This window comes from Rhodopirellula sp. UH5, from assembly GCF_056839225.1.
Window position 1 is genome coordinate 4,465,001 of the sequence record NZ_CM166390.1, and the last position, 26,896, is coordinate 4,491,896.

Consider the following 26,896-nt stretch of genomic DNA (forward strand, 5'->3'; position numbering starts at 1 on the left):
GAGCAACAAAAGAATCTTTGGGGAGATCTTCCAGAAGTTGGTCCAGTTGCCTTGAACGGTTCCGGTTTCGTGCCGATTGTTCCGCTTTCCCCCTCTCCAAGAGCGTGTGACCGCAGCAAAGGTCGATGAATTGACTGTTGCTTCTCCACAAACCGCGAGCAGCAGCCGGTTCCAGGCTCCCCTTCGAACAACTGGCAACGCCACGTTCCTTTGTGCCTGAGTCGAGACAGCCCAGTTGGTTCCAGCCCGTTCGGCCCTCTCTTCGTTCTTTCACGTCAGTTACAGCGAATCTGCCATGAGTCAGTCCTCGGGAATCCCGTCTTCCGGAAACATCGACAGCCAATTGGATACTCTGATCAATCGCATTCACGCGTTGAGCGGGGAGAAAGCAGGGGGAACCCGAGGTGGCGGGGAGTCACCTGGGGCGGGCCATCCCGGGGCGGCAGCCAGCGGCCGAACTGCGAATTCGGAATCGGCCACCAACCCGTCCGCCGGAATTTCACCCAACAAGGCAGGCACACCCGGTTCCATCTCCGCCGCCGCTGGCACCCCCTCCCCGATTGCCCCGAGTCCTGGATCTTCCGCTGCCCCTCGAGCTGCTGCCGGAAACAGTCCGCCACATCCCGCGGCGCCGCTCGCATCCCGCGGCCCCGCTCCCGTTCCAGGCCAGCCGCAGGGACAAAATCGCTCCCCGGAGCAGAACCGGCCGAGCCCCGCACGCCCGCGTCCGACCCAGCCGGCTGGATACCAGCCCAATCGCGACGAACCGTGGAGGCCCGTGGAACCTGATTCGATTGTGACTGGCCATATCAACGAAACTCTCGTCGAATCGATCATCTTCCGCTTCATTCTCAACGCTGGCGAATCGGAAGGACGTCGCATCGCGGACCAAGTCCAACTGCCCTTTCGGTTGATCGAGCCCATCCTGGAACGGCTGAAGATGGATCAGTCCGTCGCTTACAAAAGTGCGACCGCCACCAATGACTACGTGTATGTGCTCACTGAATCCGGCCGTGCGATCGCCCGCAATCACCTCCATGACTCCACTTACCATGGAAGCTGCCCCGTTCGATTGGCCGACTACATCGAGAGCGTCAAACTTCAAACCATTGAGGGGCAATACCCGAAACGAAACGACTTGCAGCGGGCTTTCAGTGACCTTTTGATCAACCCCAAAATGCTTCACCGACTGGGCCCCGCGGTCGCCAGCGGTCGCGGGATGTTCTTGTTTGGCTTCCCCGGCAACGGCAAAACCTCGATTGCGGAACGGGTCACGGGCGCTTTTGGCAAGTACATCTGGATCCCGCGGGCGGTGGACATCGACGGCGACATCTTGCGTGTCTTCGACCCGATGAACCACGAAGCCGCCATGCCGGAAACCTCCGGCGGCCTGCTGAACTCCGGCAGCTTTGACAAACGCTGGGTGCGGATCAAACGCCCCACCATCGTCGCCGGTGGGGAACTGACGATGGAGATGCTGGAGGTTCTGAACAACCCGACCAGCAACATCAGCGAAGCTCCCCTGCAGATGAAAAGCAACTGCGGAACGCTGGTGATTGATGACTTTGGCCGTCAAAAGATGTCCGTTGACCAGCTGCTCAACCGCTGGATCATCCCACTGGAAAAACGCTATGACTTTTTGAACATGGCATCGGGCAAGAAGATCCAGGTCCCGTTCGACCAATTGGTCATCTTCAGCACCAACCTGGAACCGAAAGACCTGGTCGACGACGCGTTCCTCCGCCGCATCCCCTATAAAATTGAAGTCGAGAACCCGCCCGAGGCCGACTTCCGCAAGCTGTTTGAAATCATGTGCAAAGTCACCAAGATTCCTTACAACGCGGAGGCGATTGATTACTTGGTCAAGACTCACTACTTGGCCGTCGACCGCCCGTTCCGCAACTGCCAACCGCGAGATTTACTGCTGCAAGTTCGCAACTTTTGCCTCTACAACAACCTCGAAGTGGAGCTCAAAAAGGAGTACTTCGACTTCGCTTGCGACAACTACTTCTCCGTGATGTAGCTTCTGCGCGAGGCCGTTGCCCAGTGCTTCAGACGGCAAAGCTTCAGACGGCAAAACGGCTCCCCTTTGCTTGCCCGATGGAACGCGGCCGCGATGAATTCATCAAGGGACGGGAGGAATGCCTGAAACGCCATCCTGGTTTGGCGGCGGCTCGTTCGCCGGTACAATGAGCCGCCCCCCTCTCGCTCATTTCTCAATGAGTCCCGCCCTCCATTCTGCTTTCCATCATGTCCATCACCTCTTCTTTGCTGCTGATGCTCAAATCTCCACTCCGCCGCAACGCCACCCGCCCCGGACGAACCACCCGCGGTGGCGATTTGTTCCTGCTGCTATCCCTCCTGCCCTTGCTTTGCCTGCAACTGGGGCCCCACGTGGCGAACGCCGCCGAAGAGGACTCCGCTGAGGCCGCTGCGATCCGGATGGCGGTCGACGAAGAGGGCCTGGTGGTGAACTTCGAACGCGACATTGCCCCGATCTTCCGGCAGCACTGCTTGGAATGCCACGGCGCCGAAGAAGCCAAAGCCGATTTCCGGGTCGATGATCGTGACACGGTCTTTGGCTATGTCGAGGCAGAGGACTTGGAATCAAGTTCGATGTACATCGATTACCTGGTCAGCGAAGACGACGACATGCTGATGCCTCCACGCAGCCACGGCGGCCCGCTTGCCCCCGCGGAACTGGCCTTGATTCGGATCTGGATCGAAGAAGGGGCGAACTGGCCGGAGGATGCCCACCTGGTTCAACCTGACCTGGACGGCTCGGGGCAACCGGTTGAGCTCGCCGATGGCATTCGCAAAGGAATCGATCCGACCCAGGCAGGGCTGCTGGCTCGGGTCTGGTCGTTCCAAGGGTTCCTGCACCCCGCGACCGTTCACTTCCCCATCGCCTTGTTCCTGGTCGGCGGACTGTTTGTCGTGCTGGGTTGGAAATGGCCCACACTGGGCACCCAAGTCCCCTTGGTTTGCCTGCTGCTGGGTGCCGCGACCGCGATTGTGGCAACGATGATGGGATGGTCTTTCTCGGTCGAAAAAGGCTACGGCTCCTGGACCAAAATCAACTTGGACTCGGAGCTGTTTTGGCATCGCTGGTCCGCCATCATCGTGACGGTCCTCTCCAGCATCTTCGCGATCATCGCTCTGAAATCTTTGCGAAGCGACGACGAAGCGAGCCACCAACGCCTGACAAACGTTTGGAAAATCGGTTTATTGGTGGTCGCTGGCATGGTGGGTGCGGTGGGACACCAAGGCGGCGAGTTGACCTACGGGAAAGACTTCTATCCCAAGGCGATCAGCATCTTGCTGGGCCAACCTTGGCCTCCCGAAGAGGCCGCGGAGACCATCCCCGAGAGCTCACTTGAAGAAGCCTCGCCCGAAATCACGGGGGAAGCCGCCCCGACGGACTCGACCGCCCAAGTCGGTCGGCTCGATTTCCCTGACGCCCAGTTCACTTCATTTCCATTGCGAGTTTGACGTTGTCCCACGACCCCGAGCCCTCCCAGTCCGTCGGCAAACGCCCTTCCAAAAGCTCCAAAACCACGTCGCGGCGAAAGGTCGACGACTCGTTCGCTGACGCTCCTCGGTTCATCAATCGCGAACTGGGATGGCTGGAATTCAACGCTCGTGTCCTAGATCAAGCCGATGATCCAGCGGTGCAATTGCTGGAACGAGCCAAATTCCTGGCGATCACCAGCTCGAACTTGGATGAGTTCATGATGGTCCGCGTGGGCAGTTTGAAACTGCAAGCGATGAGCGGTGGCGGACGGCGTGACCCATCCGGCCGCACCGCGACGGAACAGTTGCAAGCGATCTCAGAACGCTGCCAAGCTCATGTCGACCGGCAGTACCAGTTGCTGAAAAACGAACTGCTGCCGTTGCTCAGCGAACATCACATCAACCAAATCGACCCGGCCGAATGCAGCGACCGCTCGCTTGCGGCGGCAGAACGCCATTTTCGCGGCGACGTGCTGGCAGTCCTGTCCCCCCAAGCCCTGCACGACCGACGCTTCCCCATGCTGCCCGGGCTAGGAATCCATCTGTGTGTGCAGCTGAGCCCGGGCGATGAGATCGGCCCTCAACCGACACCAGCGGCAACGGACTCCCTTGCGGATCGAGTCCAGTCAAACCAAAAACAGCACGAATCGTCCAAGCAACCAGCTTCGCTCGCCCACGATTCATCCGCCTCCAAAGACGAAGCTCCCGAGACTCAATTCGCGGTCATTCCACTCGGACGCACCCTCGGACGTGTCATTCCACTGCCCATCGAAAAGGCCCCGATCGACAAGGCAACTGCTCCCCAAAACAGCGTGGACACATCACCCACCGAATCAGGCTACGCCTACGCGCTGCTGGAAGATCTGGTGTCACATTTCGTCAACGAGTTCTTCCCCGGTCGCGAAGTCATTCAGTGCAAACCGTTCCGGATCACTCGCAACGCGGACATTGAACTCCGCGAAGACGGTGCGGGTGACTTGCTCGGCGGCATGGAAGAAGTCCTCGAAAGTCGACGCTTGTCAGACGTGGTTCGACTGGAAATCGATGCCAACGCGAATCCCGATATTCGCGACTATCTGATCAAGAGCTTCCAGGTTGACCCGCAGTTTGTCTTCGACATCGATGGCCCCCTGGACCTGACGTATCTGTTCTCGCTGCATGGCCTGAAGGGCATGAACTCCCTTCGCGACGAGGAATGGCCGCCGCAACGAAGCCCCAAGATCAATCCCGCCGAGTCCATGTTCACGTCGATCTCCGAAGGGGACATCATGCTGATGCACCCCTACGAGTCCTTTGATCCGGTGGTGCGATTGCTGGAAGAAGCCGCGGTCGACCCAGACGTCCTGGCCGTCAAGCAAATCCTGTATCGAACCAGCCGCAACAGCCCAATCGTGGCCGCGCTCATGCGAGCGGCCGAGCGAGGCAAGTACGTCACCGCGATCGTGGAACTGAAAGCTCGTTTCGATGAAGCCCGCAACATCGAATGGGCTCGCGAAATGGAACAGGCCGGGGTGCAGGTCATCTACGGCATCCGTGGCCTCAAAACGCACGCCAAAGTGTGCATCATCGTTCGCCGCGAACCCCAGGGACTGGTCCGCTACGTTCACTTCGGAACCGGCAACTACAACGAGGTCACCGCCAACCTGTACGGCGACATTTCGGTGCTGACCTGCGATGAAATCTTGGGCACCGACGCGACGATGTTCTTCAACGCCGTCACGGGGGCCAGCCAACCGCAACCACTGCAACAACTCGGCATGGCACCGCTGACGCTGCGGCGTCAAATCCTGGAGCTGATCCAAGGCGAAACGGAACGTTCCCGGCAAGGACAAAAGGGCGAGATCATCGCCAAGATGAACGCCTTGGTGGACACCGAAGTCATCGACGCGTTGTACCTGGCCAGCCAAGCGGGCGTGAAGATCCGCCTCAACGTTCGTGGCGTCTGCTGCTTGCGACCCGGCGTGCCAGGGATGAGCGAAACGATTGAAGTCGTTTCCATCGTCGACCGCTTCTTGGAACACGCCCGAACGTTTTACTTCCGCCACGGTGGCGATCACGAGATGTTCATCAGCAGTGCCGACTGGATGCCTCGCAACCTGGACCGCCGCGTTGAACTCCTGGTTCCCGTCATCGATCCCGAAGCCCGCAAACGTCTTCGCGAAACCCTGCAACTGTATTTCCGCGACAACCAAAACGCGTGGCGGATGCAGCCGGACGGAAGTTACCAGCGTTTGAGGCCTCGCAAGAACCAGGCCCCCATGCGGGTTCAGGAGACACTGTATCATCAGGTGGTCGAAAATCGAAAAGCAGCCAAACAGGACTCGCAATCGACTTTCGAAACTCATCGTCCTGATTGATCTCGTCTCTGATTGACACAGCGCATGTCTGCCCCCGAACCGATCATCACGCCCACGCCGTCGATCCAACCGGTCATCCGCAGCCGTGTGCTGCCTCGCATTTCCTTCCGCATGATGATGGCAATCACGGCAGTCGCTGCCCTCCTTGCCGCCATCACACGAGCGGCGGGCAACGGAGCCGTCTTTGCGAAAGCCGCTCTTGCTGCGTTCGGCTTTTTCGCCGCTTTCTTCGCCATCGCCGCGTTTGCCTTTCTGGTTTCTTGGCTGGTCGCGCGGCTGACCATCGGTCGCGTCGACCAATCTCGACAAGGCAGCCCGTTCGCCAAAGACGAATTGCCGCCGCAGTTGCTCAAGCCTCGGGAGAGAGAACTATGAATCGCTCGACGCTTGCTTTCGGGGTCATGGCTGCCTGCCTGCTGACCGGATTTGTTTCGCCCAACGCCTTGGCACAGCCCTCCCCGGGCGGTCAAAGTCTCTGGATCAACGACGGCAACAACGGCACGGCATTCCCGCGTGGCCGCGTCAATCGGCTGGGGTACCAAATCAACGTCCGTCTTTCCGCCCCCGACATCCCTGAAACACAGCGTGTCGAGATCGATTTCATGACCACGGGCGGCCCCACCACGGCCGATCTCAACTTCACCTTGCTGCTGAGTCCTCGCGGAGACGGGCACAGCCCACCGCAGTCGGCGTTGGAAGTGGAAATCCCATTCCAAATCCCCGAAAAGTCGACCCAGCAAACGATCGTCCGGCACGTTCCCAAAACATCTTACGGGGACGCCTACGAAGTTTCGATCTTGGAAAACGGGCAATCCATCACCCCAGTCCCCAATGAAATCGGCAAGTCCCTCCAGCGATACACCGCGATCAATGAAGGCATTCGCAACGAACTGCGCTGGCGATTGATCTGGATCAACTCCGAGCAAGACCAGGACCTCCGCGAAAAATCCCTGCAATCGCTGATCGAATCAACCTTCGACATGCAGTGGGACGCCGACGTGCTTCAACCCGAACAACTCCGGGTCAATGAAGACGGCCGAGTCAACGAACCGTTTGTTGCCGTCCAGTCACACGCTCCCGATGAACTGCCTCTCGATTGGCGTTCGTGGCTCCCCTTTGATGCGGTGGTCATTCACCGAGAGGACTACCTGAAGTTCCAGGCCGAACAACCGTCTTGGTGGAAACCCCTGATGCAGTGGGTCCGTGGTGGCGGCGTGGTCCTGATCCGTGGGACGCCACCAGAGCAAAAAAACGACATTCAAAGAATCAGTTCCTCGGCCTCGACTCTGGATGCTGCCACCATCGATGCCTACGCCATCTCCGCGTTGCAATCGCTTCGCACCGGCGCAGCAGAAATGTCGAACAACTGGGGCCGCATGTATGCGGTCAACCAACAAGTCGACGAGGCGACTCAGCGAGGCATCGACGCAATTGAAAAATTTCGTCGCTCATTCGCGAATGCCTTTGCCAACAATGCCAACACTCGACTGGGAACGGAAATGGGCATGCAGGCCTTTCCACTGCAAGCGGGCCTGCTCATCCAACTGCCCGCTCATGAAGACGATGAACCCGTCAGCATCTTGGATTGGCGAACCACGAAAAACCTCCTCGGGTTCCATGCCCATCGAACCCTGCGTCGCGGTGTCGATCCGATGATCGGCACCCAACGCTTCTTTGAATGGATGATCCCCGGTGTCTCGCAACCCCCGGTCTACACCTTCATGGGATTCCTGGGATTGTTCGTGATCCTGGTCGGACCGGTGGCTTACCGAAAAACGACCAAGAGCGGACGCAGCTACCTGATGTTCTTGATCGCTCCCGTACTCGCCATTGCCACCACCGTCGCGATGATGGGATACGGAATCATCGCGGATGGGTTCGGCACGCGACTGCGAGCCCGACAAATCACTTGGGCCAACGCCGACGGCGACGCCATGTCTCGAACGCGTTCAACCTATTTCGCCGGCATTCGTCCCTCCAACGGACTGCGTTTCCCAGCCAATGCGTCCGTGACGCTGTTGCTCGACAATGAAGAAACAAGCTGGGAAGACCGAATCAACCAACGTTTCGATCCCCGCGGAACAGTGAGCGTCACCGACGACGAAATCCGCTTCTCCAGCCGACTGCTCCCCAGTCGCCAACAACGCCAGTTCGTGGTCGAACAACCCCGCGATCAATTTGGCACGGTCCGCATCACAAAATCGGAATCGGACGCCGTCAAACGAGTCAGTGTGGAACTGAAGAACGAATGCGAACTGGACCTGCAAAGCGTCTTGATCCGAGACCAGGATGGGCTGTTCTTCCTGGCGGACGATGTCAGCTCGGGCGAATCCGCTCGTGCCAAACTGGTCACCTCCCTCGACGCGTCCAAGTTGATGGGGGATTGGTACAAACGCCAATGGTTAGTGAACTCCAAAACGAACCGTCAATCCGACTCCACAAATGGCCAAGCGCGTCGCCGCTTGCTGACCGAGACATTTGACGTCATCAACAAAATCCGATCGACACTCGGCCTGACCGCCGCACCCACCGATGGTGTGTTTGAGTACGAACTGCAGCAACGAATGCAATTGGGCAAGTCACTTCCCAATCGCTCTTACATCGCCCTCGCAGAGTTGTCCGACGACGTCCCAGCGATCGAGGGGATCTCCATCGAAAACAGCATCCACTTTGTGATGGGAGACCTGCCATGAGCACGACTTCGCAAGACTCCCAATCGACCTCGCAACCCGCGAACACGTCGCCGAACAACCCCAGCATGTCCGGAGTCCACTCCGGCACCGCCGATTGCATCGAACTCCGCCGACTGCACCGCTACTTTGGCAAGACACACGCCGTCCATGACATCTCGTTCTCGGTTCGTCGGGGACACGTGTTTGGCTACATCGGCCCCAACGGTGCGGGAAAAACCACGTCGATGCGAATCCTCGCGACGTTGGATCTGCCCAGCTTTGGCGATGCGTTCGTCGATGGGTTCTCCGTCGTCAACGACCCCGAACTCGTCCGCAGCCGATTGGGATTCATGCCCGACAGCTTCGGCACCTACCGCGACGTCAATTGCGAGGAGTACCTGGACTTCTTCGCTCGTGCCTACGGCTTGACCGGTCGCGATCGCACCCGGCGGTTGCGAGAGGTGCTGGAATTCACCGGCACAGTCGGCATGAAAGACAAACCGATTCGGGGCTTGAGCAAGGGCATGAAGCAACGTCTTTGTCTCGGCCGAGCCTTGGTCCACGACCCCGCCGTTTTGATTCTCGATGAACCGGCCGCCGGATTGGACCCGCGAGCCCGAATTCAATTGCGACAAATGATTCGCCAATTGGCCAATCGCGGAAAAACAGTCTTGATCAGCAGTCACATCCTGACTGAACTGGCCGAGATGTGCGACAGCGTCGGCATCATCGAACAAGGCCAACTGCTGGCGACCGGCAGCGTCGAAGACATCCAACGTCAACGCGCCCAACATCGCGAACTCACTCTGCGAGTGCTCGAACGCGCAGGCGAAGCGGGGGACTTGATCCGCCAGCATCTCGCCGAACAATCTTCTAAACCCCCCACGTCCAATTCCACCCCAACGTCGAATTCCAACGGCGCCTCCGTCGAAACGTCATCCGCCAACAGCGGCGATCAATCCCTTCCTCCCGCATCCCAAGTCGTCGTCGATGGCGAACTCGTGCGATTCGAATTCGAAGGTGATGTTCGTGATCAAGCCAACTTGGTCGCCTGGTTGATTGGACAAGGGTTTCTCATCGCTGAGGTTGCCGCACACAAAAAGAGCCTCGAGGATGTCTTCCTCCAGGTCACCGAAGGTCTGGTTCAATGAGCGATTTCTTTACCCCACCCAAACCCGTCACCCCCCTGCCCTCGCCCGAAGTCACCGCGCGACAAAGCGAAGAGTTCGCCGCACGACTTCGAAAACGCGCCAAGCACCTCCGCCGTTGGCCCACCAAACAAGACATCACCTGCTACCGATTGTACGAGCGTGATGTCCCCGAAGTCCCCTTGGTCGTCGATCGTTACGAAGACCACTTGCACATCGGAGAATTTGAACGCCCCCACGACCGCAGCGATGACGAACACACGGTGTGGCTGGAACACATGGTGAAGGTTGCCGCAAAGACGCTGGATGTGCCGCGTTCCAAAGTGTTCTTCAAACAACGCAAACGACAACGTGGAACCGCCCAGCACGAAACCGTTGCCAGCCGTCACTACCAGATCGAAGCTCACGAGGGCGGGCTGAAATTCCAAGTCAATTTGTCGGACTACATCGACACGGGGTTGTTTCTCGATCACCGGATCACGCGGTCCATGGTCCGTGACGAGGTCACTGGCAAACGATTCCTCAACCTGTTCGCCTACACGGGTTCGTTCACGGTCTACGCCGCCGATGGAGGTGCCGCATCCACCACCACCGTCGATCTGTCGAACACGTACCTGACGTGGGCGAAAGAGAACATGCACCTGAATGGGTTCGGAGGCGACTCACACGAATTCATCGCCGAGGACGCGATGGCATTCATCAAAAACCTTCCTGCCACCGCTGTTTTCGATGTCGCTTTCGTCGACCCACCTACGTTCAGCAACAGCAAACGCACCCAAAAGGATTGGGTCGTGCAAGACGACTACAAGGATCTGCTGCAGCAAACCCTCAAGCACATCTCGCGAGACGGCGTTCTCTACTTCTCGAATAACTACCGACAATTTCAGATGGACGAATCCGCTTTCCCGGGAACCAAAGTCCACGAAATCAGCCGGCAAACCGTCCCGGAAGACTTCCGCAATCGACGCATTCACCGGTGCTGGCGAATCACTCGCACGAGCTGACAAATTGGCGCAGGAACCATTCGAAAACAACTTCGGGATTTCAAAAGATAGCGGAAGGGCGCGAGCCCTCCGGTGACACACCGGGCGGCTCGCGCCGCTTCGCAACAGCCAAACTCAATTCCGAACGGTTCCTCAGAGGCCTGAAAATCCTTCGCCCCCATCCTTGGTCACCAAGGCCTCCAACAGCCCGACCTCGATGGAATTGGTGATGAACTGCACGGCCCCATCGCCTAGCACGACGTGCCCACCACCCTGGTGAGAATCGTCCTCAGATCGAGCTAACAAGGTTTGCAGGTCGATGTCCTCAGGGCTCATCCAGTGGACCTCGTTTTCATGCTCGGTCTCGACCAACAAAATGGTGTTGGACAAACCATCGGTCGCCTGCTTGAACTCTGTCGGGATCGCGCCCTCGAACATGCCCGAAGGATCCACCACCGCAACGTAAGTGGTCATCAACGGATCGCCCACCTTGGAAGGGCAGGCATAAGCGGACACCACGGTGGATGCCACCCCTGCGTTCTCCGGCGCATCCCATGGTTTCGAAAGATCAATCTGTTGATACAGGGCTTGCTGCTCCATGAAGGGCAGAATCGCCACTCGCCAACTGTGCAGTTTGTTGCCATCCTCGTCGACTGTGTACGCGGGTGGCAATTGCTTGTACGCGGCGTGATAGTTGTGCAGCGCCAGCCCAATCTGTTTCATGTTGTTGCTGCAACTCATTCGTCGAGCCGCCTCACGTGCCGCCTCAACCGCTGGAAGCATGAGGCCTACCAAGACGCCTCCACAGACAAGCACCCCCACCAACGCGAACCCCAAGAGGGGAGCGATCCAACATCCCGAGTTGAAACCGCTCTGCCCAACCACCTGAGCCTCCACCGGCATCGTCTCGGCGTAGGGATTCTCAGGAACGAGGGGATCAGGCGAACCGGACATGACGAGCTCGAAGTTCGAGGATTGGAAGTGCTGTCGAAATTCTACCCTGCTCGCGGATGAACGTGCTGAACGCGAGAGCATCCGCTCGAACTCCCTCTTCACCGGCAAAACCCGGTATCATTCAGGGCGACACCTATCCTTCTTCTCTTGTTGAAATCGCATGAGCACCGCATCGCTTTCGGAACCCAATGCGTCCGTCTCAAAAAACGTGGCCTCGTGGTTGCTGCGTTTAGACGAGTGGGCCGAGCGGACAGGCGACAAACTCAATCCGATCCTGATCAAAGAAACTCGCCAAGCCCTCAAGAGCCGGCAGTTTGTCGTCACCTTCTCCGTCCTGCTGATCGCCGCCTTCGCATGGACCGTGATCGGCAGTCTGATGCTGATGCCCCAGATCTACACGTCGCCCTCAGCACCTCGGTTGTTGATCGGCTACTACTTCGTGCTCGCCGTGCCGATGCTGCTGATCGTTCCGCTGGCGGCCTACCGGTCCCTCGAAGCCGAAATCGACGACGGGACACTGGAACTGCTTTCGATCACCTCGCTGAGTGCCTGGCAAATCGTGATGGGCAAACTGGCCAGCGCCTCGCTGCAGATGATGCTGTACCTGATCACGCTGTTTCCCTGCGTGGCTTACGCCTACACGCTGCGTGGCATCGACTTGCCCACCGTGGGACTGATCATGGCGATGCTGATCGCCAGCGGGTTGCTGCTGACTGTGGTTGCCCTGTCGTTTGCACCGCTCGCTCGCGGTCGGACCGGACGGATCTCAACGTTGCTCGTGGTGTTGATGGTCTTGATGCTGTGTGAGTACTTGGTCGGAGCCGCTGCGGTGGCACTGATTTGGTATGGCAATCCCTTGGATGCAGGTTGGACCGCGTTCATTTTCGTCGCCAGCCTGCTGACCGCGGCCTGCATCAGCCACTTGCTGCTCACGACCACCGCCGCGCAACTCACGCCCGAAAGTGAAAACCGGTCCAGCGGTATCCGCTGGTCGATCTTGGTGCTCACTGCCACGCTCGTTGGCTTGGCGACCTTTGCAATGGAGTGGAACCCGGGCGAAAACCAGGAAGGAATGATCCTGTGGCTCCCGGTCGCATTGACACTGGCAGGTGTCTGGACCGGCGCAGGATCGATGATGGCGGCTGAATCCAACAGCCTGACCCCGCGAATTCAACGTGAACTGCCTGGCAACTTCCTCAGTCGGTTGACACTCACCTTCCTGACCCCCGGCCCGGCGACGGGACTCGTGTTTGCCAGCCTTGGATCGGTCCTGGTCTCATCGGTGCTGTTGCTCGCTGCCTATCGAACCGAATCAGTCGTGGGAATGCGAGCCCCGGCCGGTGCAATGAACATGCTGTTTCACTTGGTCATCGCCTACACGTCGTACTTGGTCGTGTTCCTGTTTTGCGTCCGCTGGATCGTGGCGTTGGTCCGGATCAACAACAACCCGCGAGTCGAAATTGGATTGGCCGCGTTCATTGTGGTCGCCGTGCTGACCGCGCTGGTGCCCTACGCCATCGGGCTGCATCTGAACGATTACCGCCAATACGATTACTCCGCCTGGCAAATCACCAACTGGGTCTGGACCATCGGCATGATTGTCGAACGAAGCGTGTCCGACCTGCTGATCGGATCCTTGGCGACCTGCGGCATGATCGCCATCTTGCTCTCCATCGCCACCGTCGGACGACGATCGCTGGCAATCAAGACCGCCACCCCCGAAGCTGTCCTGGCCGCTCGCGAAAAGAAGTGACGCGGCGGTTTGCTCGCCCAGAACCTGAGATCATCGTTCGAGAAGACAGATCAGATGCAGTATTCCGTCGTGTCCGGACCAGAAACAACGACTGGCTCTTGATGCAAGATCGACTGCGCGACCAAATACGCTTGTTGGCGCAGCTCAGGCACCGCAATGCTCTCCCACAACGTGCCCTTCAAAATCGGGCCAATCGCATGCATGAACGGCGTGGGGACGTCGTCTTTCCCAATCACGGTGAAGTCATCCGTCACCGCGATTCCCATGTCCATGTCGTCCGGTCGCGCCAAACCTCGCTCAAACAAATTGCGATACAGCGGCAACGCCGAATCGGAGAACCGAGACTTCGGCCCCGTGCAATTGATCACCAAGTCACCCTCGATCTGCTGGGCCGTTCCCTCGCGATCGACCATCTGAATCTCGATCCCATGCTCACCCGACGCCAGCGATTCAATCGTCGCCGGTGTGATCGTCAACTGACCGCAATCCAGTGCATCAGTGATCGCGTCATGAATGGGTCCCGCGATGCGGTGCCGAATCACGTTCCAATCCGCCGAATAGTTCTTCAAGAACAACTTGCGTTCTTCCAGTGTCAATGCTTTCCACAACTGCTGCGTTCGCCCCCGTAATTTGTCGACCGCGATCGCCGGGTTCTGACTGACACCTCGCAGACGCTCACAATCCTGGCGAATCAATTTCACCAATTCCTTGAGCGAACGTGTTTGCCCGTCATCGGGAATCGCGTGCGGCCACTCGATGCCGCGAAAATGTCGCTGCGGCAGCATGCCGTTTCGCGAAATCGCGGTGACCTTCCCGTTCCACCCTTTGTTGCGAAGCGTCACGATCACGTCGACCGCGGTCAGGCCGGTTCCCAGGATCACAATGTGCTGGTCTTCGCTCGGCAGATTCTCGTGCCAGTCCTTCCAAGGGTTGCCGCAGTAACGTCGATCATTGGCGAGTCTCTTCGCACCGGGCAACCCGGCCGGTGGTTGGTTGCCGGTCGCCAGCAGAATGGATTCCGCCTCGATCGGCTCGCCATTTTCCAACATCACGACGCCGCCTTGGTTCGAACCGGGATCGACGCCACGCGGAATCACATCGACGGCCGAATCCTCCACCACCTCGCAATTCACCTTCGATCGCGGGTCCGCTGTCCCCAAATAGTGAGTTGCCATTCCGCGGACATAATCACCGAAGACCCGACGGGGGATGAACATCTCTCGCAGGGTGTGATCATCGATCGCATCGAACTCGCACCGCGAACGCAACCAATCGAAGAAGTGCGTCGGCTGATCCGGAAACGCTGACATGTTCCGCGACGCGACGTTCAGCAAATGCTCCCCGCGCGTGGTTCCATAAGCGGTCCCGCGACCAAACGGACGCCCCGAGTTCACAATCACGACTCGCTGAGGCGTTGTGGCAAAGCGAGCAAGATTGACGGCGGCCAGCGTTCCGCTGAACCCGCCACCGATAATGGCCGTGGTTGGCATAACGACAAACTCTTGGAGAAGGTTAGGACGCGATGCATCCAAGGGAGACGCATTGCACAGCAATAAAATTGCGAGGGCGGGAAGAACCATCTCGACAGCATCGGCGAAAAACAGGATGCATCAGAGCTTGATCCGCAAATACTTTACCGATAAAGTGTTTTTGGGTCAACGGTTTCGCTCACTGTCACCGACGGCGAGCGCCTGATCGCTCATTTGAGCGACGAGCCGCCGACTGATTCCGGTCCTTCTCCCGCCTTTGCCAACTCCCCTGCTTGGTTCCAACGATGAACGACCTGTCAAAAGAACTTCACCGCTGCCAACCTTTCGCGAGCGTGGATCAAGAAGCCGTTGTGAGTTTGGTGCGCACGGGCGACCAACTCGACAATCATTTGACACGTTTCTTTCGCCAGCACGACCTGACCTTCTCGCAGTACAACCTGCTCCGCATCTTGGACATGGAAGACCGCCCGTTGACGTGCAGTGAAATCGGCGAGCGACTGGTCCAAGTCGTCCCAGCCATCACAGCAATCGTTGACCGACTGCTCAAACGTGAACTCGTCACGCGTGAGCGATCCGAGACCGATCGCCGCACGGTCCATGTTGCGATCACAAAAGAGGGCCGCCAACTGGTCACCCCGATTGTCGAACACCTTCGCGAACTCGAACATGAAGTCATGAGCGAACTGAAACGTCGCGAACAGAAGGAGCTGATTCGCCTGCTACAGTTGGTGCGAACCAGCATGAACAAAGCGGTCGAACGTCGCGCCAGCGAATCGCTTTCCAGCTCCGGTCTTTGATCTCGTCTCAGTCACTCTCTGCTTTCTACGAACCGTTTTCCCGCCCTTTCCCTCCTACCTGCATTCCCGCCAATGAACGCCAACTCACCTTCTTCCGAGAACAGCGACCTCGAATCCGCTGGCGATGACTCTGCCATCGCCACCCCGCCACCGCGGCCGAGTCTTTGGAAAGACATGACGACCAACGAAGACTGGTGGGCAATTTGGTGTGCCGCCCTCTTGCTTCTGATCGCGTTCGCAGCCGTTTGGATTGGCCAACCCGAGGGTCTGAGCGAAAGCATCGCGGCGGGTGAATCCGTGAGCGTCACCAGCCCACTGAAACCGTTCCTGGCAAAACCTGGCAAGTGGACCGACAACCCGCTCGACGCTGTCTCATCGAGCTGGCAAGGCATCCTCGGAGTCTTCTTGATCATCGGCTCGCTGTTTGCTTTCGCGAATCAAATGCGAGGCAAATCCGCCTCGGCTTTCTTGGCCGCTTTCCCCGTCGTGTTCTTGCTCGCAACGCTGGCGTATTGGATGTCCGGGCAATCGGTGGTCAAAGCCTACAACCTTGAATATGCCTTGTGGGCGCTGCTGGTGGGATTGATCATCAGCAACACGGTCGGCACACCTGACTTCCTACGACCAGCGATCTCGACCGAGTTCTTTATCAAGACCGGCTTGGTCCTGCTCGGTGCCGAAGTGCTGATGAGCCGCTTGCTGGCACTGGGATTGCCCGGCGTGTTCGTCGCTTGGTTGGTCACGCCTTTCGTCTTGATCACGACGTACTGGTTCGGCCAGAAGGTCCTGAAAATTGAATCCAAATCGCTCAACATGGTGATCTCCGCCGACATGTCCGTGTGTGGTGTCTCCGCCGCGATCGCCACCGCCGCGGCTTGCAAAGCCAAGAAAGAAGAGCTGTCCCTTTCGATCGGTCTGTCGCTGGGATTCACCGTCATCATGATGGCCGTGATGCCCGCTGTGATCACCGCAGTTGGAATGGACCCGATCCTGGGAGGTGCTTGGTTGGGTGGCACGATTGACGCCACCGGTGCCGTGGCTGCCGCCGGTGCGGTGCTGGGTGATGAAGCACTCGAAGTCGCCGCCACGGTCAAGATGATCCAGAACATTTTGATCGGTGTGACCGCGTTCTGCGTGGCGATCTACTGGGTCACGTTTGTGGAACGAGATCCGACGGGTCCGAAGATCGGGATCTCCGAAATCTGGTACCGCTTTCCGAAATTTGTGCTTGGGTTTGTCTCGATGTCGATCCTGTTCTCGGTGCTTTACTCTTCGATGACCAATGGCCCCGAACTCATCAACGCGATGATCGGCGGCTCCACCAAAACGCTTCGGGGATGGTTCTTCTGCCTCGCGTTTGTCAGCATCGGATTGGAAACCAACTTCCGCCAACTGCTACCGCAACTCAAAGGCGGCAAGCCACTTGTTTTGTACGTGTGCGGTCAATCGCTCAACTTGGTTTTGACACTGGCAATGGCTTACTTGATGTTCAAAGTCGTTTTCGCTGACACGGTGTCGCCATGATTGCTCGTCAACGTTGCTACCGGATCGGCGGACTGGCGGGATTGATTGCACTGCTGTCAATCATCTGGCTGGTCGTCCTTCCCGCGTACGCTCGCCAGCCCGAAATGCGTCAGCATTTGAAATGGCTGGATGACCGAGGCATCGACCCCAGTGCGATGTACTACACAGAACTGGACGTCATGGACGACATCCTGGCCAAGCACCGTCTGGCAGAACTCCGCCAGGAAAGCAATCGCCCCAACCGATAACGTTGGCTGCATTGCAAGTCATCCAAACAAAGGCCGAACCTTCGAGGTTCGGCCTTTGTCACTACCGCCGTATCGCACCGAAGCCGGTCTTTGGTGCAACGACGCTTGCAACGGTCCATGGAATGAATCCAGTGATACGCAAATACGAACCCACGGACTTGGACGAATTACTGAACGCTTGGATGTCGGCCTCGATCGTGGCTCATCCTTTTCTCAGCCCTGAGTTTCTCGCGCAAGAACGCGAAAACATTGCGACGACCTACCTTCCCAACGCAGAAACCTGGGTCGACGAAGTGGACGGGGCTGTCGTTGGATTCTTGGCTCTGCTGGGCAATGAAGTCGGCGGCATCTTTGTCGCCCCAACGCATCAGAAACGCGGCATCGGTCGGCAACTCATGGACCACGCCGTTTCGCTTCGCGGTGATTTGGAACTGGAGGTCTTCGTCGACAATTCCATTGGACGTGGCTTTTACGAACACTACGGTTTCGTTTCATTGGAACAAAAACCACATCCGCCATCCGGCCACCCCGTCCTGCGTTTGCGATACGAAGCCCCCGCAACCGCGTGATCCGAAGTGGTTTTTCAACGCTCACAATCAACCACCGCACTGAACGAGATCGCTCAGTCCAAGTGGCCCATGTTGCCCGCTTGGTAATCGGTGATGGCGGCTCGGATTTCTTCTCGCGTGTTCATCACGAACGGCCCCTGCCCCACCACGGGCTCGCCAAGTGGTTCGCCGGTCATCAGCAAAACGCGAGCTTCTGACTCCGCATTCAAAACCACTGTGTCGCCAGACCGTTCCATCAGCGCCAACTCAACCGCCTGCATCGAACTCTCATTGACGCGAACATTGCCTCTTTGAACGATGACCACGCAGGTGTGCCCTTCAGGAACTGTCAACGTGGCCGCCGCGTTTCCAGTGAGCTGAACATCCCACAAATTGATGGGCGAAAACGTGCTGGCTGGCCCCTTCGCTTCCCCCAGCTCGCCCGCAATCACGCGAACCGTTCCAGCGTCCCTGGGCAATGGAATTCGAGGGAACTGTTCGTCCCGCAGATCTTGGTACTTCGGTGGTGCGGCCTTGTCCGTTGAGCGCAGGTTCACCCAGAGCTGGACCATCTCCAGCGTCCCGCCCGCTTTTGCGAATCGGCGGCTATGGAATTCTTCGTGGACGACGCCAGAGGCCGCCGTCATCCACTGCACATCGCCGGGTCCGATTGTGCCCTGACTGCCGCTGGAGTCACGGTGTTCCAATTCGCCTTGGTAGAGCAGCGTGACGGTTTCAAAACCGCGATGAGGGTGCTCGCCGACACCGCGTTTTGCTTCCTCGGGTGCAAAGTCATGCGGCCCGGCATAGTCGAGCAACAAGAACGGATCGAACTCATTGCCACCGGCGTAGGAGAACAAACTTCGTACCGGGAAACCGTCGCCCACCCAGTGCTGCGGAACGTCACGAATGATTCGCTGAATCGATTTCATTGCATTTCTCTCGCGTGCGACGTCCGATTTCACTCCCTTCTACGCGAGATCCCAAGCAGCAACAAGTCTCCCGCCTCGCTCAGGTGAAATCACCTTTCTCGTTGCCCTCGTCGTCGTAGCGAATGAACGCGAAATACACGAACGAAACCGGCAAACACGGCAACAGCAACAAGTAGTACCAAGACACAAAAATCGAGAATGCAAAGATGATTGAGACGAACACGATCCACACGATCTTCGTGTCTCGCCACAACCCTTGAAATTGTCCCATCGTTTTTTCACTCACTGGTGCTAATAGGTGGCTTTCATCCAGGAGTCATGTCAGGAAACCGATGGAGGCTGACTCAAGGAGCAAAATCCCCCGAAAACCGACGCTTTTCGAGCGATTCGCGGGCGGACTCACCTCGATTTATACGCTTTCACACGTTTTTCTAACACCATCGTCTCCCAATTTGATCGCTTGCCCCTTCCGTCACATCCGAGGACACCACGACAAAATCACTCCTGATTCGTTCAGGTTCGGAGGGAAGAAGCGTCTGTGAATTTTCCTCCATCAGGTTGCCCGTGAATTGACCAACACCAACAATGCAGCTTCTCCGATCTCTCGTCTTCTCCATTTCGACTTCTCCTGGAGCCCCTCGATGCCCGTTCTTTCAAGATGCCTCTTGCTGATGGCAGCGGTTCTCCCCGCCTTGTCATCGCAAGCTCAGGAAAAACCCAACATCGTTGTCATCTGGGGTGACGACATTGGTGTCCACAACATCAGTGCCTACAACCACGGCGTGATGGGATACAAGACGCCCAGCATCGACAGCCTTGCGAAAGAAGGCGCAATGTTCACCGATGCCTACGCTCAACAAAGCTGCACTGCCGGACGCGCCTCGTTCATCCTTGGCCAGCATCCATTCCGCACCGGACTGCTGACCATCGGCATGCCAGGCAGTGAACACGGGATCCCAGATTGGACACCGACCATTGCCGACGTGCTGAAGGAGCAAGGCTACACCACCGGGCAATTTGGCAAGAATCACTTGGGCGACCGAGACAAACACTTGCCCACCAACCACGGGTTCGATGAATTCTTCGGGAACCTCTATCACCTCAACGCCGAAGAGGAACCCGAAACCTACTACTACCCCAAGGATCCTGAGTTCCGAAAGAAATACGGACCCCGCGGCGTCATCCACTCGTTCGCCGATGGCCGCTTGGAAGACACCGGGCCGCTGACCAAGAAACGCATGGAAACGATCGACGAGGAGGTCCACACCAAAGCGATGGACTTCCTCGAACGAGCGACCAAATCCGAAAAGCCTGCTTTCCTCTGGTACAACTCGACCCGCATGCACGTGTGGACTCACCTGAAGAAAGAATCGCAGGGTCGCACCGGCATCGGGCTGTATCCCGACGGAATGGTCGAGCACGATGACTACGTCGGCAAAGTGCTGCAAAAGATCAAAGACCTCGGCATCGAAGACAACACGATCGTGGTCTACAGCACGGACAACGGAGCCGAAACGTTCAGCTGGCCCGACGGAGGAATCACGCCTTTCCATGGAGAAAAAGGCACGACCTGGGAAGGCGGTTTCCGCGTCCCCTTGTTGGTCAAGTGGCCGGGCGTGATCGAGCCCGGCACCGTCGTCAACGAGATCATCTCGCAAGAGGACTGGATGCCAACCTTCGCCGCTGCCGCCGGTGAGCCTGAATTGGTCGAAAAGATGAAGAAGGGTTACAGTGCCAACGGAAAAGAGTTCAAAGTCCACCCGGACGGCTACAACTTTTTGCCCTTCTTCAAGGGTGATGCCAAAGAGGGTCCTCGAAAAGAGATCTACTACTTCAGCCAAGGGGGTGACCTGAACGCCGTTCGTGTCCAGAACTGGAAGATCCACTTCGCGACCATCGATGGCAACATCGCCACAGGCACACGGGAAGTTCCCGGCTGGCCGTTGATCATCAACCTTCGCGCCGACCCCTACGAAAAGATGTGGAAAGAAGGCACGCTGGGATACTTCCGTTGGTACGCCGACAACATGTGGACCTTCGTCCCCGTGCAGAACTACATCGAGCAGTTCATGGCAACCATTCCAAAGTACCCTTGGCAATCGGGATCCAGCCTGAGCGCGGCGGGCATCAACTATCAAACGTTGAAGGCCCAAGAGTGGATCAAGAAACTCGAACAGATCTCTCCGCCACGCAATTAAGCAGGTCGGCATGAGTCATCGGGCAAGTGAGCCGTTTGGCGTTCGCCACGGTTCCCACGCAAAACCGGGGCTGGCGCTGGGCTCCGAAATATTTGGTGTGACGGAACACATTCGTTTGCGCAAGTTTTCATCCCGGTAGGGATTTCAGATGGTAGCCGTCGGTAAGCGATAGCGCCACCGACGGACATGCAACCCCCACGCCACCACTCTCCATCCCGCCGTGGCCATTGGCCACGGCGGGATGGAGAGTGTTTTTGGGACGCTCGGTTTCCGGGGGTACGCTGCTACGCAGCAACCCCCGGCTACCATCTGACATCCCTACCGGGATGAAGAAAGACAGCGAGCCGGAAGAAAAATTGCATTCGCTATCCGAACGCCAACATCAAACATTTCGCAGCCCAGCCTAACGCCCAAACGGCTCACATGGTTATACCCGATCATTCCTGCCGACCTGCTTAGGTCGGCTCTCGTTGATCGCGATCGGCTGAAACTCATCCGCTGAGCCGCGAAACTCTGCATCAACGGCCTCAACCCGATCCTGGGACGAGGCCGTTTTCCATGGCGTCCACCCCACGACGTTGCGATGTGCAAGCGAGGCCATTACAACCAATCCTTCCTCTTCTCCACTGGAACAATTGCATGACGCCGCGGGAAACAATCGAACAGATCGCCAACGCGATGAATGCGGCCGTCATTGGTCAGCAATCCGTGGTGGAACGAATCTTGGTCGCCTTGTTGGCCAAGGGGCATGTCTTGATGGAAGGCCTTCCGGGCACGGCCAAAACTCGCTCTGTCAAAACTCTTTCGAAGCTGGTCGACAGCCAATTCGGACGCATTCAGTTCACTCCCGACCTGTTGCCTTCCGACGTCACCGGATCTGAAATCTATCGTGAACAAAACGGCACATTTGAATTCCAAGAGGGCCCGATCTTTGGCAATCTGATCTTGGCCGATGAGATCAACCGGGCCCCAGCGAAGGTCCAATCCGCCCTCTTGGAGGCGATGGAAGAACGACAGGTCACGGTCGCCTCCCAAACGCACACACTGCCGGAACTGTTCATGGTTCTGGCCACCCAAAACCCGATCGAGCAAGAAGGCACGTACCCACTGCCCGAAGCCCAGATGGATCGCTTCATGCTTTATGTTCGCGTGGACTATCCCGGGGACGCGGACGAAGCAGCCATCTTGAAACTGGTGCGTGGCGAAAAAACGGGCGCGGCCGCCGCATCAACCGATGCGATCTCGCAACAGTTGATCTTCGACGCCCAACAGGAAGTGGGTGCCATTCATGTCGCCGACTCCGCAGAGAAGTACATGGTGGATTTGATCATGGCGACCCGTCACCCGGATCGCTACGAAGGCGACCTGCCCAAGTGGATTCGGCTTGGTGCCAGCCCTCGTGGCACGCTGGCACTCGACGCCGCGGCACGCGCCCATGCTTGGTTGGCCGGTCAAGACTTCGTTTCGCCCGACAACATCCGCGCCATGGCACCGGCTTGCTTGGCTCACCGAGTTCACTTGACTTACGAAGCCGAAGCGGCCGGTGTGACCCGCACGGACGTGATTGATGCCTTGCTGAAGAACGTGGTTCCTGTCTGAACTGAGTTTGCTTTCGATTGCCCACCTTGAACGAAGGCCGCCCATGTCCGCCCGAGTCACCATCACGTTTCAAGATCTGCTGCAATGCAAAGCCGACGCGCGCGGGTTCTCGCTTCTACCTCGCCAACCCGTCGGATCGCTTCTCGCTGGACGTCATGCCTCGCGGCTTCGTGGTCGTGGTCTGTCCTTTGAAGAACTTCGCCAGTATCGACAGGGCGATGACATCCGCCAAATGGACTGGAAGGCGACCGCTCGTCTTCGTTCACCCCACATCCGTGTTTACAGTGAAGAACGCGAACGTCCCGTGTTGTTGTTGGTCGACCAACGCAAACCGATGTTCTTTGGAAGTCAACGCGCGATGAAATCCGTCGCAGCGGCAGAACTGGCCGCGATGGGTGCTTGGCGTTCGCTTGCCAGCGGCGATCGAGTCGGCGGGCTGGTGTTCAATGAAACCGAAATCGCGGAAGTCCGTCCCCACCGCAGTCAAACTCGAGTCCTGCACCTGCTGCATCAAATTGTTCGACTGAATCAGAACCTCGCTGAGCCATCGGCTTCGTCAGCGCCGCCTCCCGCCTCACCGATCACGTTGAACCAGGTTCTCGAGAACGCGTCGCGAATCGCTCGGCACGATCATCTGGTGATCTTGGTCAGCGACCTCGACGGAGCCGACGAAGAAACCAGTCGCCTCGTGACTCGGATCGCTGCCCACAATGATGTGCTTGTCACGGCGGTCTACGATCCACTTGGCATTCGATTGAGCGGCGCCCCCGGCATGCTGGCCAGCCACGGCGGACGAACCTGGGAAATCCCGGACCACGCCTCCTTTCCCGAGGACTTCCAAGCCGCATTTGGTCAAGTCCTCTCGCACTGGCGAAGTGTCTTTCGATCCCTGCGAATTCCTCTGATGCCACTTTCCACGGCCAACCCCGTCGCGGAGCAGATCCGGGTTCTCTTTGGGAACACCGCGTGATGCAAGCCAGCGACCCAGCCAGCCTCGACCGGCTGAACGACATTGTTGTGCCCGCGCCGGTTTCCTGGTGGCCACTCGCGCCAGGATGGTACGTGCTGTTTGCCGTCCTGTTGGCAGTGGGTGTTTGGCTGGCATGGAAGAACTGGCGGACTTGGAAAGCGAATGCCTACCGCCGCGAAGCAATTCACGAACTGGAGTCGGCAAACACGGCCGCTGCCATCTCGGAACTCCTCCGACGCACCGCTTTGGCAATCAAACCGCGATCCGAACTGGCAACGATGACTGGCAACCGCTGGCCCGAATGGTTGTCGCAACAATTTCCGACGGAGCCGTCTCCATCGCTTTCGCCAACCGTTCGCGAGCAGTTGGCAACCGCGGCCTATCGCGACCACGCAATTGAAGAATCGCTCGATGAACTGCGAGCTTTCGCGGCCGCTTGGATTGCCCAGCATTCTTCCAACGCATCCAACCCGACCGACTCAAACGCCACCTGCGAGGAGCCAACATGTTGACCTTCGCCTCCACCTGGTGCTTCCTGTTGTTGCCGCTGCCGTGGTTGGTGCGACTGATTCTGCCACCGAAACAACAACACCAAGTTTCCGTCCTTGTTCCCTTCGGTGATCGGCTGCAACAAGTTTTGGATGGCACGTCATCCGCAAACACTCGGCCGCAAAGCGGGTCTCGCCGCGTGCTTGCGATTGCCATTTGGGTTGCCGTGTTGACTGCAGTTGCCAGACCTCAATGGCTGGAGCCTCCGATCACCAAGGAGATCCCCACGCGAGATTTGCTGCTGCTCGTGGATCTATCGGGTTCGATGTCACAAGAAGACTTTCAAAATGATGCGGGAATAGAGGTCTCCCGGCTCGATGCGGTCAAAGAGGTCTTGGATGGTTTCCTCGCGAAACGCAAAGGTGACCGGGTGGGCTTGGTCGTCTTCGGCGATGCAGCGTACCTGCAAGCTCCGTTCACAACCGACTTGCAGCTTTCCCAGGAACTGCTCGGCGAGTGCGAAGTCGGCATGGCTGGCCCACGGACCGCGTTGGGGGACGCCATCGGATTGGGCGTCAACTTGTTCGACGAAAACGCCGAACGAGCCAAAACCATCATCGCACTGACCGACGGCAATGACACCAAAAGCAAAGTCCCTCCGGTCGAAGCCGCTCGCGTCGCAGCTCAGCGAGACATCAAAATCTACACCGTCGCGATCGGCGACCCGACGACGGTTGGCGAAGCCAAACTCGATGAACAAAGTCTCAAGGACGTGGCCTCCGAAGCGGGCGGAAAGTACTTCTTCGCCGCCGACCGCGAACACCTGGCTGGCATCTACAACGAACTCGACAAGATCGAAACGAAGATCATCGAAACCATCAGCCACCGTCCTCGCACAGACATTTACTACTGGCCGCTTCTAGTTGCATTGCTGCTGTCAATGTTTGCCAAGGCAATCGCGACTTGGCGAGGTCGACGACACACGACTCCTGTCGAACAAGACCAACGAATCCACGTCAACCCAATCACGGGTGAGATGGAGGTGGTCGCATGATCGATGTCTGGAACGCGTTTCACTTCATTCGTCCGACTTGCTTATTTCTCATTCCAATTGCGTTTGGTTTGGCATGGGCTTGGCATTGCAGTCACGATCCGCTTCGGGGTTGGCGAAACCAAATCGATTCAAATTTACTGGACGCCTTGGTTCACCAAAGTGGGGCACCATCCAAGCATGGGTGGCAACGCCTCCCGGCATTCACTTGGCTGCTGGTGGGATGGATTGTCAGCGTCGTCGCGATCGCGGGGCCAACGTGGCGAGTGGAAGCCAACCCGTTCGCACAAGACGCTCAACCCTTGATCATCTTGATGAAAGCGGACGAAACGATGGCGTCGGCTGCCCAGACCACCACGCCTCTCCAACGAGCCGCGTTGAAAGTCGCCGACTTGGCCAAAGCACGCCCAGGTGACCCACTGGGTTTGATCGCCTATTCCGGATCGGCTCACACCGTCTTGCCGCCCACCGAAGACACCTCCGTTGTTGCCGACATGGCCGCAGAAATCAGCCCCGCCATCATGCCCGTCGCGGGCGATGCGCTTGACCAAGCGATCACCGAAGCAGGTCGCTTGATCAACCGCCAAGAAGGCGGAGCGACTTTGTTGATCATCGCGAATCAAGCCATTCTGGATCCTCAGCAAGTCGCCGCCGCTCACCAAGCGATTGGATCGCCCCCAATCGAAATCCTGAGTTTGCTACCCGAGGAATCTCAAGAAACCGAATCGCTGCAAGCGATCGCGAAAACACTCGGCGGCAAGCGGATCCCGTTGACGATCGACGACCAAGACATCCAATCGATCGTGCAGTACGCCGAGCGTCGCTCGTCGTCCGGCCTCGCGGGACAGAGCGATCGCTGGCGAGAATCTGGCTACTGGCTGTCCCCTCTCCTCGCCGCCATGGTGGCGTGGTCGTTTCGACGTGAACGCACCTCCCATGAGGACGCCTCCTGATGAAAACATGGCTGATTCTAGGCGTGATCGGATGGTCAACTTGGTGGTGGACACCGGACCAACTTGGTCAGCGTCTGCTAAATCAAGAACAATACACCGACGCGGCCAACGCCTTCGACGATCCCATGTGGCAAGGAGTCGCTTGGTATCGCGCCGGCGAGTTCGCCGATGCGGCACAATCCTTTTCACGAACAACCGGCCCACAGGCCACCTTCAACCTGGGCAACTGCTGGCTGATGCAAGGCAAGTACGACGAAGCCATCGCCAGCTACCAAGACGCATTGAAAGCACGCCCGAACTGGAAGGAAGCCCAAGAGAACCTGGACCTCGCAACGGCTCGTAAAATGGCGACCGAAGCCAAAGGCGGGGACGCCGGTGACCAACGTCTGGGAGCCGATGAAATCGTGTTTGACAAAGACAAGAAGAAGCAAGACGAAGGCCAAGACACCGACATCACCGCAGAACAAGCTGTGAACGATGCCTCCGTGCAAGCCGTCTGGTTGCGTCAAGTGCAAACCAAACCGGCCGATTTCCTGAAGTCCAAGTTCCGCTACCAAATGGCCAATCGCGACCAGGAATCCCAAGACCAACCTGTCGAAGCGAAGACCAGCGATGGAGACAAACCATGACCGCTCCTTCGCAACATGCTTTTCCTGCATCTCCGTCGGACTGCGGTTCGAACGCAGGCTCGACATTCCAAATGATAGCGGCAGGGCG

The 26,896-nt window shown here is 57.9% G+C and carries 23 protein-coding genes; 19 read left to right on the plus strand and 4 right to left on the minus strand.

Annotation, left to right across the window (positions count from 1 at the left end; genetic code table 11):
* Positions 1-295: 295 nt before the first annotated feature.
* From UH5x_RS15760 to UH5x_RS15790, 7 genes are all read left to right on the plus strand, one after another.
* Positions 296-2,023: an ATP-binding protein gene (locus UH5x_RS15760; RefSeq protein ID WP_482632963.1), complete on the plus strand. Its 1,728-nt coding sequence runs from the start codon at positions 296-298 to the stop codon at positions 2,021-2,023.
* A gap of 227 nt (positions 2,024-2,250) precedes the next feature.
* Positions 2,251-3,492 carry a c-type cytochrome domain-containing protein gene (locus UH5x_RS15765; RefSeq protein ID WP_482632964.1) on the plus strand — a complete coding sequence of 414 codons (1,242 nt, stop codon included), beginning with the start codon at positions 2,251-2,253 and terminating at the stop codon, positions 3,490-3,492.
* Entirely contained in the window at positions 3,489-5,870 is a 2,382-nt protein-coding gene (gene ppk1 / locus UH5x_RS15770; protein WP_482632965.1) for a polyphosphate kinase 1, read from the plus strand. The genes UH5x_RS15765 and ppk1 overlap by 4 nt, the downstream gene beginning before the upstream one ends.
* Before the next feature lie 24 nt (positions 5,871-5,894).
* Positions 5,895-6,245: a hypothetical protein gene (locus tag UH5x_RS15775; protein ID WP_482632966.1), complete on the plus strand. Its 351-nt coding sequence runs from the start codon at positions 5,895-5,897 to the stop codon at positions 6,243-6,245.
* Entirely contained in the window at positions 6,242-8,563 is a 2,322-nt protein-coding gene (locus UH5x_RS15780) for a hypothetical protein (protein ID WP_482632967.1), read from the plus strand. The genes UH5x_RS15775 and UH5x_RS15780 overlap by 4 nt, the downstream gene beginning before the upstream one ends.
* Entirely contained in the window at positions 8,560-9,693 is a 1,134-nt protein-coding gene (locus UH5x_RS15785) for an ABC transporter ATP-binding protein (RefSeq protein WP_482632968.1), read from the plus strand. The genes UH5x_RS15780 and UH5x_RS15785 overlap by 4 nt, the downstream gene beginning before the upstream one ends.
* On the plus strand, positions 9,690-10,694 hold the full coding sequence (locus tag UH5x_RS15790) for a class I SAM-dependent methyltransferase (protein ID WP_047816865.1): 1,005 nt from the start codon (positions 9,690-9,692) through the stop codon (positions 10,692-10,694). The genes UH5x_RS15785 and UH5x_RS15790 overlap by 4 nt, the downstream gene beginning before the upstream one ends.
* A 132-nt stretch (positions 10,695-10,826) precedes the next feature.
* On the opposite strand, the gene UH5x_RS15795 is transcribed toward UH5x_RS15790, so the two are convergent.
* Positions 10,827-11,627, minus strand: coding sequence for a DUF1559 domain-containing protein (locus UH5x_RS15795; RefSeq protein WP_482632969.1), 801 nt, complete (start codon positions 11,625-11,627; stop codon positions 10,827-10,829).
* A 160-nt stretch (positions 11,628-11,787) separates the two neighbouring features.
* Between UH5x_RS15795 and UH5x_RS15800 the strand changes: the two genes are divergently transcribed.
* The gene (locus UH5x_RS15800) at positions 11,788-13,380 is read left to right on the plus strand and encodes an ABC transporter permease (RefSeq protein WP_047816863.1); all 1,593 of its coding nucleotides are present in this window, start codon (positions 11,788-11,790) and stop codon (positions 13,378-13,380) included.
* A gap of 50 nt (positions 13,381-13,430) precedes the next feature.
* Here UH5x_RS15800 and UH5x_RS15805 read toward each other — a convergent pair whose 3' ends face one another.
* Positions 13,431-14,870 carry an FAD/NAD(P)-binding protein gene (locus UH5x_RS15805; RefSeq protein ID WP_482632970.1) on the minus strand — a complete coding sequence of 480 codons (1,440 nt, stop codon included), beginning with the start codon at positions 14,868-14,870 and terminating at the stop codon, positions 13,431-13,433.
* Positions 14,871-15,154: 284 nt separating this feature from the next.
* Here UH5x_RS15805 and UH5x_RS15810 point away from each other — a divergent pair, with 284 nt between their 5' ends.
* The 4 genes from UH5x_RS15810 (at position 15,155) to UH5x_RS15825 (ending at position 18,008) form a co-directional block, all read left to right on the plus strand.
* Entirely contained in the window at positions 15,155-15,667 is a 513-nt protein-coding gene (locus tag UH5x_RS15810) for a MarR family winged helix-turn-helix transcriptional regulator (protein ID WP_047816894.1), read from the plus strand.
* A 72-nt stretch (positions 15,668-15,739) separates the two neighbouring features.
* On the plus strand, positions 15,740-17,191 hold the full coding sequence (locus UH5x_RS15815; protein WP_047816861.1) for a YeiH family protein: 1,452 nt from the start codon (positions 15,740-15,742) through the stop codon (positions 17,189-17,191).
* On the plus strand, positions 17,188-17,439 hold the full coding sequence (locus UH5x_RS15820; protein ID WP_047816860.1) for a hypothetical protein: 252 nt from the start codon (positions 17,188-17,190) through the stop codon (positions 17,437-17,439). Before UH5x_RS15815 ends, UH5x_RS15820 begins: the two co-directional genes overlap by 4 nt.
* Positions 17,440-17,561: 122 nt before the next feature.
* Positions 17,562-18,008: a GNAT family N-acetyltransferase gene (locus tag UH5x_RS15825; RefSeq protein ID WP_482632971.1), complete on the plus strand. Its 447-nt coding sequence runs from the start codon at positions 17,562-17,564 to the stop codon at positions 18,006-18,008.
* Between the two features lie 53 nt (positions 18,009-18,061).
* On the opposite strand, the gene UH5x_RS15830 is transcribed toward UH5x_RS15825, so the two are convergent.
* Complete coding sequence (locus tag UH5x_RS15830) at positions 18,062-18,919, minus strand: pirin family protein (protein WP_482632972.1); 858 nt, start codon at positions 18,917-18,919, stop codon at positions 18,062-18,064.
* A 79-nt stretch (positions 18,920-18,998) separates the two neighbouring features.
* Positions 18,999-19,190, minus strand: coding sequence for a hypothetical protein (locus tag UH5x_RS15835; RefSeq protein ID WP_047816858.1), 192 nt, complete (start codon positions 19,188-19,190; stop codon positions 18,999-19,001).
* Positions 19,191-19,560: 370 nt separating this feature from the next.
* Here UH5x_RS15835 and UH5x_RS15840 point away from each other — a divergent pair, with 370 nt between their 5' ends.
* From UH5x_RS15840 to UH5x_RS15870, 7 genes are all read left to right on the plus strand, one after another.
* Positions 19,561-21,117, plus strand: a complete 1,557-nt coding sequence (locus tag UH5x_RS15840; protein WP_482632973.1) for an arylsulfatase — start codon at positions 19,561-19,563, stop codon at positions 21,115-21,117.
* Positions 21,118-21,756: 639 nt separating this feature from the next.
* On the plus strand, positions 21,757-22,716 hold the full coding sequence (locus UH5x_RS15845) for an AAA family ATPase (RefSeq protein WP_482632974.1): 960 nt from the start codon (positions 21,757-21,759) through the stop codon (positions 22,714-22,716).
* A gap of 43 nt (positions 22,717-22,759) precedes the next feature.
* On the plus strand, positions 22,760-23,686 hold the full coding sequence (locus UH5x_RS15850) for a DUF58 domain-containing protein (protein ID WP_482632975.1): 927 nt from the start codon (positions 22,760-22,762) through the stop codon (positions 23,684-23,686).
* Positions 23,686-24,198 (plus strand): DUF4381 domain-containing protein, encoded by a 513-nt coding sequence (locus tag UH5x_RS15855; RefSeq protein ID WP_482632976.1) that lies wholly within the window; start codon positions 23,686-23,688, stop codon positions 24,196-24,198. Before UH5x_RS15850 ends, UH5x_RS15855 begins: the two co-directional genes overlap by 1 nt.
* Entirely contained in the window at positions 24,192-25,229 is a 1,038-nt protein-coding gene (locus tag UH5x_RS15860; protein WP_482632977.1) for a VWA domain-containing protein, read from the plus strand. The genes UH5x_RS15855 and UH5x_RS15860 overlap by 7 nt, the downstream gene beginning before the upstream one ends.
* Positions 25,226-26,179 (plus strand): vWA domain-containing protein, encoded by a 954-nt coding sequence (locus tag UH5x_RS15865; protein ID WP_482632978.1) that lies wholly within the window; start codon positions 25,226-25,228, stop codon positions 26,177-26,179. Before UH5x_RS15860 ends, UH5x_RS15865 begins: the two co-directional genes overlap by 4 nt.
* Positions 26,179-26,808, plus strand: a complete 630-nt coding sequence (locus tag UH5x_RS15870) for a tetratricopeptide repeat protein (RefSeq protein ID WP_482632979.1) — start codon at positions 26,179-26,181, stop codon at positions 26,806-26,808. Before UH5x_RS15865 ends, UH5x_RS15870 begins: the two co-directional genes overlap by 1 nt.
* Positions 26,809-26,896: the final 88 nt, after the last annotated feature.

Bases quoted from the DNA above. Each gene is read 5' to 3' on its own strand.
- UH5x_RS15780 (WP_482632967.1), top strand. From the start codon at position 6,242: ATGAATCGCTCGACGCTTGCTTTCGGGGTCATGGCTGCCTGCCTGCTG.
- UH5x_RS15855 (WP_482632976.1), top strand. From the start codon at position 23,686: ATGCAAGCCAGCGACCCAGCCAGCCTCGACCGGCTGAACGACATTGTT.
- UH5x_RS15860 (WP_482632977.1), top strand. From the start codon at position 24,192: ATGTTGACCTTCGCCTCCACCTGGTGCTTCCTGTTGTTGCCGCTGCCG.
- UH5x_RS15840 (WP_482632973.1), top strand. From the start codon at position 19,561: ATGCCCGTTCTTTCAAGATGCCTCTTGCTGATGGCAGCGGTTCTCCCC.
- UH5x_RS15765 (WP_482632964.1), top strand. From the start codon at position 2,251: ATGTCCATCACCTCTTCTTTGCTGCTGATGCTCAAATCTCCACTCCGC.
- UH5x_RS15775 (WP_482632966.1), top strand. From the start codon at position 5,895: ATGTCTGCCCCCGAACCGATCATCACGCCCACGCCGTCGATCCAACCG.
- UH5x_RS15785 (WP_482632968.1), top strand. From the start codon at position 8,560: ATGAGCACGACTTCGCAAGACTCCCAATCGACCTCGCAACCCGCGAAC.
- UH5x_RS15760 (WP_482632963.1), top strand. From the start codon at position 296: ATGAGTCAGTCCTCGGGAATCCCGTCTTCCGGAAACATCGACAGCCAA.
- UH5x_RS15795 (WP_482632969.1), bottom strand. From the start codon at position 11,627: ATGTCCGGTTCGCCTGATCCCCTCGTTCCTGAGAATCCCTACGCCGAG.
- UH5x_RS15815 (WP_047816861.1), top strand. From the start codon at position 15,740: ATGAACGCCAACTCACCTTCTTCCGAGAACAGCGACCTCGAATCCGCT.
- UH5x_RS15835 (WP_047816858.1), bottom strand. From the start codon at position 19,190: ATGGGACAATTTCAAGGGTTGTGGCGAGACACGAAGATCGTGTGGATC.
- UH5x_RS15800 (WP_047816863.1), top strand. From the start codon at position 11,788: ATGAGCACCGCATCGCTTTCGGAACCCAATGCGTCCGTCTCAAAAAAC.
- UH5x_RS15810 (WP_047816894.1), top strand. From the start codon at position 15,155: ATGAACGACCTGTCAAAAGAACTTCACCGCTGCCAACCTTTCGCGAGC.
- UH5x_RS15825 (WP_482632971.1), top strand. From the start codon at position 17,562: ATGAATCCAGTGATACGCAAATACGAACCCACGGACTTGGACGAATTA.
- UH5x_RS15870 (WP_482632979.1), top strand. From the start codon at position 26,179: ATGAAAACATGGCTGATTCTAGGCGTGATCGGATGGTCAACTTGGTGG.
- UH5x_RS15805 (WP_482632970.1), bottom strand. From the start codon at position 14,870: ATGCCAACCACGGCCATTATCGGTGGCGGGTTCAGCGGAACGCTGGCC.
- UH5x_RS15845 (WP_482632974.1), top strand. From the start codon at position 21,757: ATGACGCCGCGGGAAACAATCGAACAGATCGCCAACGCGATGAATGCG.
- UH5x_RS15790 (WP_047816865.1), top strand. From the start codon at position 9,690: ATGAGCGATTTCTTTACCCCACCCAAACCCGTCACCCCCCTGCCCTCG.
- UH5x_RS15865 (WP_482632978.1), top strand. From the start codon at position 25,226: ATGATCGATGTCTGGAACGCGTTTCACTTCATTCGTCCGACTTGCTTA.
- UH5x_RS15820 (WP_047816860.1), top strand. From the start codon at position 17,188: ATGATTGCTCGTCAACGTTGCTACCGGATCGGCGGACTGGCGGGATTG.
- UH5x_RS15850 (WP_482632975.1), top strand. From the start codon at position 22,760: ATGTCCGCCCGAGTCACCATCACGTTTCAAGATCTGCTGCAATGCAAA.
- UH5x_RS15830 (WP_482632972.1), bottom strand. From the start codon at position 18,919: ATGAAATCGATTCAGCGAATCATTCGTGACGTTCCGCAGCACTGGGTG.